15 protein-coding genes are annotated in these 14,138 nt (G+C 70.0%); 12 read left to right on the top strand and 3 right to left on the bottom strand.

Translation table 11 applies throughout. The annotated features are described in order from the left end of the window. Positions 1 to 142: 142 nt before the first annotated feature. The 6 genes from ACH34W_RS43285 to ACH34W_RS43260 all read left to right on the top strand — a co-directional run bounded on the left by ACH34W_RS43285 (position 143) and on the right by ACH34W_RS43260 (position 5,311). Positions 143 to 1,360: an acetoin utilization protein AcuC gene (locus ACH34W_RS43285; protein ID WP_395967036.1), complete on the top strand. Its 1,218-nt coding sequence runs from the start codon at positions 143 to 145 to the stop codon at positions 1,358 to 1,360. Next, complete coding sequence (locus ACH34W_RS43280) at positions 1,360 to 2,217, top strand: phosphatase (protein ID WP_395967035.1); 858 nt, start codon at positions 1,360 to 1,362, stop codon at positions 2,215 to 2,217. The genes ACH34W_RS43285 and ACH34W_RS43280 overlap by 1 nt, the downstream gene beginning before the upstream one ends. 348 nt (positions 2,218 to 2,565) lie before the next feature. After that, positions 2,566 to 2,769: a helix-turn-helix domain-containing protein gene (locus ACH34W_RS43275; protein WP_026414196.1), complete on the top strand. Its 204-nt coding sequence runs from the start codon at positions 2,566 to 2,568 to the stop codon at positions 2,767 to 2,769. 433 nt (positions 2,770 to 3,202) lie between these two features. Continuing rightward, positions 3,203 to 3,301 carry a 30S ribosomal protein bS22 gene (locus ACH34W_RS43270; RefSeq protein WP_018654693.1) on the top strand — a complete coding sequence of 33 codons (99 nt, stop codon included), beginning with the start codon at positions 3,203 to 3,205 and terminating at the stop codon, positions 3,299 to 3,301. 47 nt (positions 3,302 to 3,348) lie between these two features. Further along, positions 3,349 to 4,365 carry an NAD-dependent epimerase/dehydratase family protein gene (locus ACH34W_RS43265; RefSeq protein WP_395967034.1) on the top strand — a complete coding sequence of 339 codons (1,017 nt, stop codon included), beginning with the start codon at positions 3,349 to 3,351 and terminating at the stop codon, positions 4,363 to 4,365. Positions 4,366 to 4,381: 16 nt separating this feature from the next. Next, on the top strand, positions 4,382 to 5,311 hold the full coding sequence (locus ACH34W_RS43260) for a lysophospholipid acyltransferase family protein (RefSeq protein ID WP_395967033.1): 930 nt from the start codon (positions 4,382 to 4,384) through the stop codon (positions 5,309 to 5,311). Between the two features lie 94 nt (positions 5,312 to 5,405). Here ACH34W_RS43260 and ACH34W_RS43255 read toward each other — a convergent pair whose 3' ends face one another. The 3 genes from ACH34W_RS43255 to ACH34W_RS43245 form a co-directional block, all read right to left on the bottom strand. After that, positions 5,406 to 6,281 (bottom strand): HAD family hydrolase, encoded by an 876-nt coding sequence (locus ACH34W_RS43255; RefSeq protein WP_395967032.1) that lies wholly within the window; start codon positions 6,279 to 6,281, stop codon positions 5,406 to 5,408. A 9-nt stretch (positions 6,282 to 6,290) separates the two neighbouring features. After that, on the bottom strand, positions 6,291 to 6,482 hold the full coding sequence (locus ACH34W_RS43250; RefSeq protein WP_395967031.1) for a hypothetical protein: 192 nt from the start codon (positions 6,480 to 6,482) through the stop codon (positions 6,291 to 6,293). Between the two features lie 212 nt (positions 6,483 to 6,694). Beyond that, the gene (locus ACH34W_RS43245) at positions 6,695 to 7,339 is read right to left on the bottom strand and encodes a sigma-70 family RNA polymerase sigma factor (RefSeq protein WP_395967030.1); all 645 of its coding nucleotides are present in this window, start codon (positions 7,337 to 7,339) and stop codon (positions 6,695 to 6,697) included. A gap of 195 nt (positions 7,340 to 7,534) precedes the next feature. Between ACH34W_RS43245 and ACH34W_RS43240 the strand changes: the two genes are divergently transcribed. From ACH34W_RS43240 to ACH34W_RS43215, 6 genes are all read left to right on the top strand, one after another. Beyond that, positions 7,535 to 8,929: a putative quinol monooxygenase gene (locus tag ACH34W_RS43240; protein WP_395967029.1), complete on the top strand. Its 1,395-nt coding sequence runs from the start codon at positions 7,535 to 7,537 to the stop codon at positions 8,927 to 8,929. Positions 8,930 to 8,936: 7 nt separating this feature from the next. Further along, positions 8,937 to 9,182 (top strand): glutaredoxin family protein, encoded by a 246-nt coding sequence (locus ACH34W_RS43235; RefSeq protein ID WP_395967028.1) that lies wholly within the window; start codon positions 8,937 to 8,939, stop codon positions 9,180 to 9,182. Positions 9,183 to 9,475: 293 nt separating this feature from the next. Next, positions 9,476 to 10,246, top strand: coding sequence for a redox-sensing transcriptional repressor Rex (locus ACH34W_RS43230; RefSeq protein WP_395967027.1), 771 nt, complete (start codon positions 9,476 to 9,478; stop codon positions 10,244 to 10,246). After that, positions 10,243 to 11,622 carry a glutamyl-tRNA reductase gene (locus ACH34W_RS43225; protein WP_395967026.1) on the top strand — a complete coding sequence of 460 codons (1,380 nt, stop codon included), beginning with the start codon at positions 10,243 to 10,245 and terminating at the stop codon, positions 11,620 to 11,622. The genes ACH34W_RS43230 and ACH34W_RS43225 overlap by 4 nt, the downstream gene beginning before the upstream one ends. Beyond that, positions 11,619 to 12,533, top strand: coding sequence for a hydroxymethylbilane synthase (hemC, locus tag ACH34W_RS43220; protein WP_395967025.1), 915 nt, complete (start codon positions 11,619 to 11,621; stop codon positions 12,531 to 12,533). The genes ACH34W_RS43225 and hemC overlap by 4 nt, the downstream gene beginning before the upstream one ends. After that, positions 12,520 to 14,112, top strand: coding sequence for a uroporphyrinogen-III synthase (locus tag ACH34W_RS43215; RefSeq protein ID WP_395967024.1), 1,593 nt, complete (start codon positions 12,520 to 12,522; stop codon positions 14,110 to 14,112). The genes hemC and ACH34W_RS43215 overlap by 14 nt, the downstream gene beginning before the upstream one ends. The last annotated feature ends 26 nt before the right edge of the window (positions 14,113 to 14,138 follow it).

Genomic DNA, 14,138 nt, shown 5'->3' with positions numbered 1-14,138 from the left:
TTAGATGCCCTTTTCTTTAGATAGTTCACGTAACAACTTTGTGTCAGCGTTGGAAGTTTGGCAGCTGTCAGCGTGATCTTCGGCGCCGGGTGTGACCCAGGCCACGAGTAAGCGGATGCGGACATGGCGATACCGTGAGGGCATGAGCAGCGCCGATTCGCCCCAATCTCCCCGGGACTGCGGGCTCAAGGTCTTCTGGGACGACCAGCTCATCTCGTACGACTTCGGCCCGAGCCATCCGCTCAACCCGGTCCGGGTCGAGCTGACGATGGCGCTGGCCCGCGAGTACGGCCTGCTGGACGCGCCGAACGTGAGGGTCGAGGGGTTCGCCACCGCCGACGACGATCTGCTCGGCCTGGTGCATGAGGACGCCTACATCGCCGCCGTGCGGCACGCGGGCGAGACCGGGCTGCCCGAGTTGAAGCACGGCCTCGGCACCCCCGACAATCCGGTTTTTCTCGGGATGCACGAGGCTTCGGCGCTGGTGACCGGGGCATCGGTGGCCGGGGCACGCGCGGTCTGGGCAGGTGAGACCGAACACGCCGCCAACGTCTCGGGCGGCCTGCACCACGCCCTGCGCGGCGCGGCGAGCGGCTTCTGCGTCTACAACGACGTGGCGATCGCCATCGCCTGGCTCCTGGACAACGGCGCCGAACGTGTCGCGTACGTCGATGTGGACGTGCACCACGGAGACGGGGTCCAGGCGGCCTTCTACGACGACCCGCGGGTGCTCACGATCAGCCTGCACGAATCGCCGCGCACGCTGTTCCCGGGCACCGGCTTCCCGACCGAGATCGGTGGCCGCGGCGCGCACGGCTCGGCGGTCAACGTGGCGCTGCCGCCGGGCACGAGCGACGGCCCGTGGCTGCGCGCGTTCGACGCGGTGGTGCCGCCGCTGCTCCGCGAGTTCCGGCCGCAGGTGCTGGTCACCCAGCACGGCTGTGACAGCCACGCGCTCGACCCGCTCGCGCACCTGTCCCTCAGCGTGGACGGGCAGCGGACGGCGTACGCGGCGCTGCACCGGCTGGCCCACGAGGTCTCCGGGGGCCGCTGGCTGGCCACCGGCGGCGGGGGATACGAGCTGGTCCAAGTGGTGCCGCGGGCGTGGACACACCTGCTGGCCGAGGCGGCGGGCCGCCCGATCGACCCGGCGACGGCCACCCCCGAGGCATGGCGTGACTTCGTACGCGAGCGGACCGATGAGATCGCGCCGAGGCGCATGACGGACGGGGCGAGCCCGGTGGAGGTGCACACGTGGGCGGAAGGCTACGACCCGGCGAACCCGATCGACCAGGCGGTGCTGGCGACCCGGCGGGCCGTGTTCCCCGAGCACGGCCTCGACCCGATGATGGACATCTGATGGCGGCTGTCTTCAGTGATTCCGGTGGTCCGACGCGCGACGAACTGCGCGCCCATCTGGTCCGCACGATGATCGCCGGTGACGTGGCCACGCCGCGGCAGAACAACCTGCTCCACTTCCGGAGGATGGCGGCGCGCAACCCGTACTACCTGTTCGGGCTGGACCTCAAGCCGACCTGGACCGAGCAGGAGATCCTGCGGGTCATGGTCGAGCGCTGCGGGGTCGATCCCAACCCGCTGCACCTGTACGGGGACGACACGATCGACCCCGAGCTCACCCTCGACGCGCTGGAGGCCATGGGCGACCGGATCGGGCTCGCCGCCGAACGCCGGGAGCGGGTCGTCCTGGCCACAGGCCACCCCGCCACCCTCACGCCGATCTACCGGGCGGTGGCGCGGGCCCTCGCCGGGCGCGGCTGCCAGATCCTGACCCCGGCGGCCGGCTGGACGTACGAGATCGACACCTCCTACGGCACCGAGACGCGGCGCATCGTCTACGCCCCCGAAGGGGTGGCGATGCTGGAGGGCGACGACGGGCGCACGCACCACACCCACGACGCCGCTCCGATGGAGGCGATGCTCGCCGATCTGGTGGCCGCTTCTACCCCTGCGGAGGGATCTCCGGAACTCGAACGCGGCAGTTGGCCGGATCTGGCCATCGCCGATCATGGCTGGGCCGGCGCGGCCGGGCAGGCGGGCATCGACACGGTCGGATTCGCGGACTGTAACGATCCAGCGCTGTTCGCCGGGGCCGACGAGGGCAAGATCGACGTCGTGGTGCCGCTTGACGACGGCATATCGCCGCACCATTACGGGCCTTTGACCAACTTTTTGCTCAACCGGGCGGGTCTGGCCTGACGGGCAGAGTGCCCGGCGTCCTAGCTCGGGAGGCGCCCGGGGGTCACTGCGTGTGACGTGAATGCCCCAGCGGGGCTGTTGGTTCGGTCCACTGCCATCGATGGCGCCTGAGTCGCAGGTCATCGCCTGGTTTTGGCTTACATGCGTTCGTTGTGTGACGCCATGTGCCGTCATGTCCACGCTGTGTACGTAAGCGGACTGTGGCCGTTCCGTCAGGGCGGGATACGGAATTGGGTGGAACTCCCCTCTTGCGACTGTGGATACACGATTTACGCTGGAGGAAGTACACGTGCGTGATCAAAGTCACCCAAAGGGCCGGTGCGCGGCACGTGTGGAAGAGGGCGTCCGATGAGCTCAGGCGAGCGACCTCTGAGTGAGGTCAGGTTCCTGACTGTGGCCGAAGTGGCGGCGGTGATGCGGGTGTCCAAGATGACCGTCTACCGCCTCGTCCACTCAGGCGAACTGCCCGCAATCCGTGTGGGACGTTCGTTCCGGGTTCCCGAGCAGGCCGTTCACGACTATCTGCGCGACGCGTTCATCGAAGCCGGATAAGGCGGTACACCACCGCAGACGGAGGCATACTCGCCGTCCACGGAGGTGGTATCCACCGCCCACGGAGGGTATGGCGGGGTCATGCTTCACGACCCCGCGACGTTCTTCACATCCGGCCGTGCAGGGGGCATTTGCACGGAATCTGCTGGCAGCACACGGGGACGGATAGAAGGGCACGGACATCGACCGGCTGGCGGCCTCGGTGAGGCCGCCAGAGCCGGCGCCCGGGTAGCCGGGGACCCCATGGGTGCCCGCGGCGACCCGGGTATCGGTATGTCCGTGACCACAGGCGATCCAGACGCGGTGACGACCGGTGGCCGGAGCGCCACCGGGTCAGCGGTACCCTTGGGCAGCGGACCGTGCGCGCTCGTCGAGACATCGCCGATCGCACGTCCATCTCCTGTACTACTCCAGATACGCCGAGCGAGGTCTCGTGGGCTCTGTCATCAAGAAGCGCCGCAAGCGGATGGCTAAGAAGAAGCACCGCAAGCTGCTGAAGAAGACGCGCATTCAGCGTCGTAACAAGAAGTAAACACGCAGGCTACTCAGCCGTAAGGGGTGGGGCGCACAGTGTCCTCTATGCCCTCCGCCGCGGCTCGCGTCGTACTGGTGACGGGGGTCTCCCGTTTCCTAGGGGCGCGGGTCGCGAACACCCTCCAGGCCGACCCGGGCATCGAGCGGGTCATCGGCGTGGACACGGTCCCCCCTACGACGTCGCTCGGACGCACCGAGTTCGTGCGCGTCGACATCCGCACGCCGAGCATCGCCAAGGTCATCTCCGCCGCGGAGGTCGACACGGTGGTCCACCTGAATCTGGTGACCTCACCGGTCGGTCCGCGGTCGAAGATGAAGGAAGTCAACGTCATCGGCACGATGCAGCTGCTGGCGGCGTGCCAGCGGTCGCCGGACATGCGCAAGCTCGTCGTGCGGTCCTCGGCCGCCGTCTACGGCTCCTCGCCGATGAACCCGGCGGTCTTCGGCGAGCACGACGAGCCCGTTGAGGCCCCGACGTCCGGCTACGCCAAGGACGCCGTCGAGGTCGAGGGCTACGTGCGGGGGCTGCGGCGGCGGCGGTCGGACCTCACGGTCTCGGTGCTGCGCTTCGCCAACTTCCTCGGGCCGGGGGTCGACTCCCCGCTGACCCGCTATTTCCGCATGCCCGTCGTGCCGACGGTCCTCGGCTTCGATCCGCGGCTGCAGTTCGTGCACGAGGACGACGGCATCGAGGTTCTGCGGCGGATGACCGTCGAAGACCATCCCGGCACGTTCAACGTCGCCGGTGACGGCGTGCTGCTGCTGTCCCAGGCGCTGCGCCGGGCCGGCCGCTCGTACGTCCCCATGCCCGCGCCCTCGGTGTCCGCCCTCGGCGATCTCGGCAAACGTTTCGCCGGTCTGTCCGGCTTCTCACCCGAACTGCTGCGCTGGCTGATGTACGGCCGGGTCATCGACACAGCCAGGCTGGAGAACGAGCTCTCCTGGAGGCCCAAGTACGGCTCGGAGGCGGCGTTCGCCGACTTCGTCTCGGCGCAGGGCCTGGGACGCACCGCACCGCTCGAGTTGTTCGACCGCCTGGCCGCGGCCCTCACCCGCGACTGACGTGCACGGAGGTTCCATGAACGCGCACCACGAGGACGAGCGGTTCGGCGGGGACGAGGGCGCCCAGGTGATCCCCCTGAACGCGACCCGGCATGACGAGGAACCCCGGCGCAACCCGGTCGAACGCAAGATCGCTTCAGGGCTGGCGTTCCTGCGCCGCCGCCTCGCGGGCGACTACGACGTCGACGAGTTCGGCTTCGACCCGGAGTTCAACAGCTCGGTCCTCCTGCCGGTGGCCCGCGCCCTCTACGAGCGCTGGTTCCGGGTGGAGCTCTTCGGCCTCGACAACGTGCCGGAGAAGGGCGGCGCCCTCATCGTCGCCAACCACTCCGGCACGCTGCCGATCGACGGGATCATGTTGTCGGTGGGCATGCACGACCACGTCCACCGTGACCTGCGGCTGCTCGGCGCGGACCTGGTCTACCAGGTGCCCGTCCTCGGCCACCTGTCCCGCAAGGCGGGGCACACCCTGGCCTGCCACTCCGACGCGGCCAGGCTGCTGGACAAGGGCGAGCTCGTCGGGGTCTTCCCGGAGGGGTTCAAGGGCGTCGGCAAGCCGTTCGGTGACCGCTACAAGCTGCAGCGCTTCGGCCGCGGCGGCTTCGTCGAAACAGCCCTCCGCGCGAACGTCCCCATCATCCCGTGCGCGATCGTCGGCGCCGAGGAGATCTATCCCAAGATCGCCGACCTCAAGCCCCTGGCCCGTCTCCTCGGCGTGCCCTACTTCCCGGTCACGCCCACGTTCCCCTTCTTCGGCCCCCTGGGCCTGGTCCCGCTGCCCTCCAAGTGGATGATCCAGTTCGGCGAGCCGATCCCCATGGACGAGTACGACGCGAACGCCGCCGACGACCCGATGACGCTCTTCAACCTCACCGACCACGTCCGCGAGAACGTCCAGCAGATGCTCTACGACACCCTCCTCCGCCGAGGCGCTGCGTTCTTCTAGCTTTCGCCTGCGGCTCGCTTCACGACCCGTTAGCGCGCTCGCGGGGGGCTGAGCTTGCTGCGTGGTGACCGAGCCGGGTCGGGTCGGCGGTCTTTTAGCGGTTGTTGTAGTGCTTGCGGAGGGCTATGCCTGCGGCCACTCCTCCGGCGAGGGCTCCGGCGCCTGCGGCGGCGGGCAGGGCGACCATGGTGACCTTGCGGCCGGTGCGGAAGTCGTGGATCGGCCAGTCGTGCTCTTTGGCATGGTCGCGCAGGTCGGAGTCGGGGTTGACGGCGTGCGGATGGCCGACGGCGGTCAGCATGGGGAGGTCGTTGATCGAGTCGCTGTACGCGGCGCAGCGGCTCAGGTCGAGGCCCTCGCGCTGGGCGAGGGCGCGGACGGCCTCGGACTTGGCGGGGCCATGCAGGAGGTTGCCGACCAGGCGGCCGGTGTAGACGCCGTCGCGGGTCTCGGCGACCGTGCCGAGGGCGCCGGTCAGGCCGAGGCGGTGGGCGATGGTGCGGGCCACTTCCACGGGGGTGGCGGTGACGAGCCAGACCTGCTGGCCGGCGTCCAGATGCTGGAGCGCGAGGGTACGGGTGCCGTGCCAGATGCGGTCGGCCATCACCTCGTCGTAGATCTCCTCGCTGAGCCGGACCAGGTCGGTGACCTTCTGCCCGGCCACGAAGGCCAGGGCGGCCTCGCGGGCGCTGCTGATGTGCTCGGCGTTCTCCGAGCCGCGCAGCCGGAACGCGGCCTGGCCCCAGGCGAACATGGCCAGATCGCGCATCGTGAAGAGCTTGCGGCTCGCCAGCCCGCGCGCGAAGTAGTAGATCGAGGCGCCGCGCATCATCGTGTTGTCGACGTCGAAGAACGCCGCGGCGTTCGGATCGGGTACGGGCAAGTGCTCATCTGCGGTCGCCGCCGCGGCGGCCGCCTTACCCGCGCTCACCGGGTCCTCGTCCTTGTCGCGCTGCCAGAATCGACGCATGCCCTGAGCCTAGTCAACGGCCTTCGTCCGGCCGTCACCTCGGCCGGAATTGCGATGGTCCTCACCTCCGTTCTGCACCGCCGTCATCAGCCGCTCGCGCAGGACCGCGCGGAATTCCGGGTCCGGTCCCGCCCTGCTCACCTGCAGACCTGACAGCGGATTGGCGCTGTCACCCTCTCCCTTGGTCCGCCGTGTGTTCATGCCCGCCTTCCCTCAGCCCCCACCCAGCCGCCCTGTCAACGGACAAGCTGCGCTTGCAGGCCTTCCCTCAGCCCCGCCCGCAGTCCTCGTAAGGATGAGCCGTGGCTTGGCGCCCCCACGCCGCGAATGCGTTCTGCTCGCAAGAACGAGCATGTGCTTTTGTGGTTACGGGATCGCCATTAATGGACGACAGGTCCAGTAAATACGGGTGGTCAGGACCGCAGATCGTCCGGGAGCATGCGGGCGAGGGACCGGACGGCGCGATATTGCAGTGCCTTGATCGCCCCGCCCTTCTTGCCCATGACCAGCGCCGTCTCGGCGACGGAGAGACCGTGCAGGAAGCGGAGCACCACGCATTCCTGTTGCTCGGAGCCGAGTCTCCGGACTGCGGCGAGCAAGGTCTTGTTGGTCATCGAGTCCAGGACGGCCCGTTCCGGACCCTCCTGGGGCCGGTCGGGTTCGAGCAGTTCGGCGGTGCAGACCTCCAGCCGGTAGCGGCTGGACTTGAAGTGGTCAGCGACGAGGTTGCGCGCGATGGTCACCAGCCAGGCGCCGAAGTCCTTGCCCTGCCAGTTGAAATCACGCATCCGCCGTAGTGCCCGGAGGAAGGTCTCGCTGGTCAGGTCCTCGGCGAGGGAGTGCCCGCCCACCCGGTAGTACACGTACCGGTAGACCAGCTCCACGTAGTGGTCGTAGAGCGTGCCGAACGCCTCTGCGTCGCCGTCCCGGGCGCGGAGAACGAGCGCCTTGATGATCTCGCCGCGTTCTTCCGCTGCGGCTTCCTGACCGGGAGCGGCCGGTGGAGGGGTCGGTCGGCGGAGCAACGTGACTCGGGCATCGAGGGTCAAGCTGCTCATGCAGTTCTCCTCGGGGCGTACGCGACCTCCGGCGTGAAATGCCACTCTAGATACCGATAGGTACGCCAGGCAATGGTGTGCCTCTGGCCAACCCCGTCCATATGGGGCCGTTGGGCGGGTGGAGCGTCGTGGTTCCCCGCACTTCCTCGACAGCGGTTACCCGTCATCGCTCCGAATCGGGCACCATGGGGCGCGATGGTCGATGCTCTTCTCGCGCTGCTGGCGACCCTTGGCGCTTTAATCGCCACCGGGTTGCTCATTTCGCGCGCCTACAAGGACCGGCTGCTCTACCTGATCGCATGGTCGCTGACCTCGGTCGGGATCGCGGTCGCGCTCCTCGCGATGACGCTGGGGTTCCTGCTCGGCTTCAACGACGCGCTGTTCCGCGTCATGGAGCTGGGCGGCGCGCTCGTCGCACCGGTCTGGCTGGCCCTCGGCATGGTCGAGCTGATCGCCCGGATCGTCCAGGTGCGGTTCGCCGCCTGGCTGTTCGCGGTGTCCTACACCGTCGTGGCGACGGTGATCCTCATGCTCGACCCGCTGCGCGGCTCGTTCAGCAAGAAGTTGCCCAAGCCGGACGACATCTATGACGCCCTGCCGCCGCTGCTGATCAACGGCGCGCATCTGGTGGCGGTCCTCGCGCTCGTCGCGTGCGCCATCGTCACCGCCCTGCTGGCGAGCAAGCAGGACCGTGAGGCCTACGAGCTGCTCATCCCGATCGCGCTGGTGGCACTGGCCGGCGTGCTGGTCGTCGCCGGCACCCGCGGATTCCTCCCCGGGCCGATCGCCGTCGTCGCCCTGGGCGGCGCCGCCGGGCTGGTCTGGTACGGCGCGATGCGGACCCTGCCGGTGTACGCCGACGACGACGGCTACGCGGGCGAGGAGTACCGCGACGAGGGTGCCTCCGGCTACGCGGACCAGGCTTACGCCGCTCCGCACCCGCCGCCGGTCGACGCGCAGCACACCGCCGTCGCGCCCGGCCCGCCCGTTCCGCCTGCCAAGCCTGCGACCAAGCGCGGCGAGCTGCGCTTCCCCGACCCGGCCGCGAGCGAGGAGCTCCGCTTCCCCGAGCCGCCCGCTCCGACCGCGATCGACGACATGAAGGTCGCCGGGCCGTCCGGAATGGCGGGCTTCGGTGCCGGCTCGCTGGCCGCCGGCGCCCTCGGCGCGGCCGGTTCGGCCGGCCTTGCCGGCGCGGGCGCCGCGCTCGGCGGTGCGGCCGGCGGCTTCGGCCAGGGTGATCTGTCCAAGGCGTACGGCCAGATCACCGTCTACACGCTGCTCGACGGCCGGGAGGAGGCGTTCGACCGGCTGGCCGAGGAGCTCGTCCGGGCGGCGCGCGCCACCGAGCCCGAAACGCTGATCTTCGCCTGCCACGAAGTGGTCAACGCCCCCACACAGCGAATCTTCTACCAGCTGTTCCGGGACGAGTCGGCGTTCGCCTCCCACCGGCAGCAGCCGCACCTGCAGCGGTTCCTCACCGACTCGCGCACCCACGTGATCGCGACCAACGTCATCGAGCTCAAGCTCGGCTCGGCCAACCTGGTGCCGCTGCCCGCCCCGGCCGCGCCCGACCATCCTCGCCTGTGAGCTGATCATGGACGTTCTCATCACCCTGCTCGGGAAGCCCGGATGCCACCTGTGCGACGACGCCCGGGAGGTGATCCGGCGGGTGGCGGCGGACCTCGGCGTCCGCTGGGAGGAGCGCGACATCACGCAATCCGAGGAGGACACCCGGGAGTACTGGGAGCAGATCCCGGTCACCCTGATCAACGGGGTGCAGCACGACTTCTGGCGGGTGGACGAGGCGCGGCTGCGCAAGGCCGTCAAGGAATTGCGCTGATCCCGGAGTAGGGCCGTAATTCCCCCGAAACCGGAATGTCTGGTCGGTCACATCTTCCGGACGAGTACCGTGGTGCCAGAGCGTCCCGGCGGCCCCGCTGAGTCCTGCCTGGTCAGGGCTTTCAGTGGAGCGACGGCCGGGCGGACGGGTCTCCTAAGCCGGGGGCGACTTTGTGCATGTATTCACAAAGGCTTAATCTGGTGGACAGCCCTGGGCTGTCACCGGACCCGGTCTGCCCAGGGCCAGGGGTTCTCGGGCCCCACCCCAAGCGTCGAGCCCCCAAAGAGCAGGCCGTGACTTCTCGACAGACCCGCACTCGCGATCGTGCCGATCGCGGCATTCCCGAAGCCACCGTGGCCCGCCTGCCGGTCTACCTGCGGGCGTTGCACAGCCTGCAGGACCGCGGGGTCGCCACCGTGTCCTCGGAGGAGCTGGCGGCCGCCGCCGGAGTCAACTCCGCCAAGCTCCGCAAGGACCTGTCCCACCTCGGCTCGTACGGCACGCGGGGGGTCGGCTACGAGGTGGAGTACCTCGTCTACCAGATCTCTCGTGAACTCGGCCTGACCCAGGATTGGGTCGTGGCAATCATCGGGGTCGGTAACCTGGGCCGAGCGCTGGCCGGGTACGGCGGCTTCGCCTCCCGTGGCTTCCGTGTGGCGGGCCTCCTCGACGCCGACGAAGAGATCGTCGGCGAGGAGATCTCCGGGCTCACCGTGGAGCACATCGACCGGCTGGAGGACATCATCGGCGAGCGCGGCGTCTCGATCGCCGTCATCGCCACGCCCGCAGGCGCCGCCCAAGGGGTGTGCGACCGGGTGGTGGCCTCCGGCGTCACGAGCGTCCTCAACTTCGCGCCCGTCGTGCTCTCCGTACCGGACGGCGTGGACGTGCGTAAGGTCGACCTGTCGATCGAGCTGCAGATCCTCGCGTTCCACGAGCAGCGCAAGGCGGGCGGCCCGGGCGACTTCGACGCGATGGACGGCGCGGCCCCCAAGGCGGCCGCCCCGCCGGGTCCCCCGCCCGGCGCCACGCCCACGCAGTATGTGGAGGCGGTAGAAGCATGAGCGTCTTGGTGGTGGGCCTCAGCCATCAGAGCGCACCCGTGGCGATGCTCGAACGGACCGCGGTGACCGATGACGACCTCGGCAAGCTGCTGCACGCGGTCAACGACTCCCCGCACGTGGCCGAGACGGCCATCGTGTCGACGTGCAACCGGGTCGAGGTCTACGCCGTGGTCGACAAGTTCCACGGTGGTGTCTCCTCGATCTCCGAGCTGCTGTCTGTGCATTCCGGCATCCCCCTGGACGAGCTTGCCCGGCACCTCTACGTGCACTACGAGGACCGTGCCGTCCAGCACGCCTTCTCGGTGGCCTGCGGCATGGAGTCGATGGTCATCGGCGAGGGGCAGATCCTCGGGCAGATCCGGGCGGCCTTCCGGCACGCCCAGGACGAGGGCACCATCGGCCGGGAGCTGCACGATCTCCTGCAGCAGGCGCTGCGGGTCGGCAAGCGCGCCCACCACGAGACCGGCATCGACCAGGCCGGCGCGTCCCTGGTGAGCGTGGGCCTGGACGTGGCCCGGCAGCACCTCGGGCCACTCGACCGGGTGAACGCCCTGGTGGTGGGGGCCGGCGCGATGAGCGGGCTGGCCGTCGCCACGCTGGCCAGGGCCGGTGCCCACGAGATCGTGGTCGCCAACCGCACTTACGACAAGGCCGTCCGGCTGGCCGCCGACGCCACCGCGACCGGAGTCTCCGCGCGGGCGATCGTCCTGGCCGACCTTGATCAGGAGCTGGCGGGCGCCGACCTGGTCGTGTCCTGCACCGGCGCCGCCGGCCTTGTCCTCACCAAGGGGCAGCTGGAGGCAGCCGGGGCGGCCGGAGACGGCCGCCGCCGCTTCTTCCTGGACCTGGCCCTCCCGCACGACGTCGATCCGGGCGTACGCGACCTGCCGGGGGCCGCCCTCGCCGGGCTGGCGGAGCTGCGGACCGCCGAGCAGGCCGCCGACGCGATCGGGCCCGAGGCCGTGGAGGCCGTCCGGGCCATCGTCGCCGAGGAGGTGTCCACGTTCCTCGGCGCCGCCCGCGCCGCCGCCGTGGCGCCGACCGTGGTGGCGCTGCGCAGCAAGGCGGCCGACGTTGTCGAAGCCGAGCTGGCCCGCCTGACCGGCCGGCTGCCTGAGCTCGACGACAAGGCACGCAAGGAGATCTCCCAGACCGTACGGCGCGTGGTGGACAAGCTCCTGCACGCGCCGACCGTCCGGGTGAAGGAACTGGCCGCGGCCCCCGGCGGCGACACCTACGCCGACGCCCTGCGCGAGCTCTTCGACCTCGATCCGAAGGCGCCCGAAGCGGTGACGCGAGCCGACATCGCGAGCGAAGCGAGTGATGGCGGCGCAGCTGAGGGCGGCGCGGGCAATATCGAAGGAAGCGGCACGTGACCGTACTCAGGCTCGGAACGCGCAAGAGTCTCATGGCGACGACCCAGTCCCAGCTGGTCGCCGACGCATTGTCGGAGCGTACGGGGCATGCCGTGGAGCTCGTCGGGGTAACGACCGAAGGTGATGTTTCCAAGGCTCTGCTCGCGCAGATCGGCGGCACCGGGGTCTTCGTCAACGCGCTCCGGGACAAGCTGCTGGCGGGCGAGGTGGACTTCGCGGTGCATTCGCTGAAGGACCTGCCCACCGGCCCCGCCGAGGGGATCGTGCTCGCGGCCACACCGCGCCGTGACGACCCGCGAGACGCCTTGTGCGGTCCGGCGAAGCTGGCCGATCTGCCCACCGGGGCCCGTATCGGCACCGGGTCGCCGCGCCGGGTCGCGCAGCTGCGGGCGCTGCGCCCGGACCTGAACGTGGTCCCGATCCGCGGCAACGCCGACACGCGGCTGCGGAAGGTCACCGACGGCGAGCTCGACGCCGTGGTGCTGGCCTACGCCGGGCTCAGGCGGATCGACCGGCTGGAGGCGGTGGCCGAGATCTTCGAGCCCGACCAGATGTTGCCCGCGCCGGGCCAGGGGTCGCTGGCCCTCGAATGCCGCGCGGACCGGGCCGAGCTCCGCGAGCTTCTTGGAACGGTCGACGACCGTGCCACCAGGGCCGCGGTCACCGCCGAACGCACGGTGCTGGCGGTGCTCGAAGCGGGATGTTCGGCGCCCGTGGGAGCATACGCTGCCGAAGTAGAACAAAAGCTGCATCTGACCGCGTCCGTCGTCGCGCACGACGGGAGCCGCCAGATTCGGCTGTCCGCAAGCGGCCGCCTTGACGATGCCGAGGAGCTGGGGCGCGATCTCGCTGCCCGGTTGCTCGGCCAAGGGGCCGACCAGTTGATGGGGGAGCGCCTTGAGCCCCAGTAAGAGCCCCGCCGAACAGAAGGACGGCCGCACGGCCGACGGTCTCGTCTCGCTCGTCGGCATGGGCCCGGGCGACCCGGGCCTGCTGACGCTGCGCGCCGCCGCCGTCCTGGGCCGCGCCGACGTCGTCGTCGTGAACCGTGGCGCCGTCCACCCCGAGGTCCTCGCGCACTGCCGCCCGGACGCCGAGATCCTCGACTCCACCGACGCCGACCCCGCCAAGCTGGCGGCCAAAGCGGCCAAGACGGGCAAGCGCGTCGTCCGGCTCTTCCAAGGTGACCCCGGCCTGGCGTGCGGGCTGGCTGCCGAGGGCGGCGCGCTGGCCAAGGCCGGCGTCCCGTTCGAGGTCGTGCCCGGCGTCTCCGCCGCCACCGGCGTGCCGGGGTACGCGGGGATCCCGCTCACCGACACCAAGCACCGTGAGGTGCGGATCATCGACGCGGCCGACGGCGGCGTCGACTGGGAGGCCTTCGCCGCCCCCCACGTCACCCTGGTGATCCTCGGCGCCGAGGGGGCCGTCAGCGAGGTGGCCAAGGGCCTGATCGCCGCCGGCCGCCCGGACACGACGCCCGCCGCGATGACCAGCCTCGGCACCACCACCGAGCAGGAGACCGTGGTCTCCACGCTGCAGCGGCTGGTCCCCGACACCAAGGGCATGGAGGCGCCCTCGCTGATCATCGTCGGGGACGTGGTCGGCTGGCGTGACAAGCTGTCCTGGTTCGAGACCAAGCCGCTCTTCGGGTGGCGCGTGCTGGTGCCGCGCACCAAGGAGCAGGCGGCCTCGCTGTCGGACCAGCTCCGTTCGTACGGCGCGGTGCCGGACGAGGTGCCGACGATCTCGGTCGAGCCGCCGCGCACGCCGCAGCAGATGGACCGTGCCGTCAAGGGCCTGGTGACCGGCCGCTACGAGTGGGTGGTCTTCACCTCCACCAACGCGGTCAAGGCGATCCGGGAGAAGTTCGTCGACTACGGCCTGGACGCCCGCGCCTTCGCCGGGCTCAAGGTCGCCGCGGTCGGCGAGCAGACCGCCGCCGCGCTCGTGGAGTTCGGCATCCAGCCCGATCTGGTTCCCAGCGGCCAGCAGTCCAGCGAGGGCCTGGCCGAGGTGTGGCCGCCGTACGACGAGGACCTGGACCCGATCAACCGGGTGCTGCTGCCGCGCGCCGACATCGCCACCGACACCCTCATCGCCAAGCTCACCGATCTCGGCTGGGAGTGCGAGGACGTCACCGCCTACCGGACCGTCCGGGCCGCGCCGCCGCCCGCGCCGATCCGCGAGGCGATCAAGGGCGGCGGGTTCGACGCGGTGCTGTTCACCTCGTCCTCGACGGTCAAGAACCTCATCGGCATCGCGGGCAAGCCGCACAACGTCACCGTGATCGCGGTGATCGGCCCGCAGACCGCCAAGACCGCGGAAGAATACGGTCTGCGCGTGGACGTCATGGCCGAGAAGCCGTCGGTTTCGGCGCTCGCCGAGGCACTGGCGGAGTACGGTTCGAAGCGGAGGGCCGCCCAGGTCGAGGCCGGCGACCCGTTGCGCAAGCCCAGCCAGATGCGCCGGGGAGCCCGCCGCCGCAAATAGGGCCGGCACAAAGAGGAAAGAAGGGT

Source organism: Actinomadura sp. 6N118, assembly GCF_044326415.1.
Classification (GTDB): domain Bacteria; phylum Actinomycetota; class Actinomycetes; order Streptosporangiales; family Streptosporangiaceae; genus Spirillospora.
The sequence above is the reverse complement of the archived record's forward strand: the minus strand, read 5'-3'. Positions and strand labels throughout refer to the sequence as shown.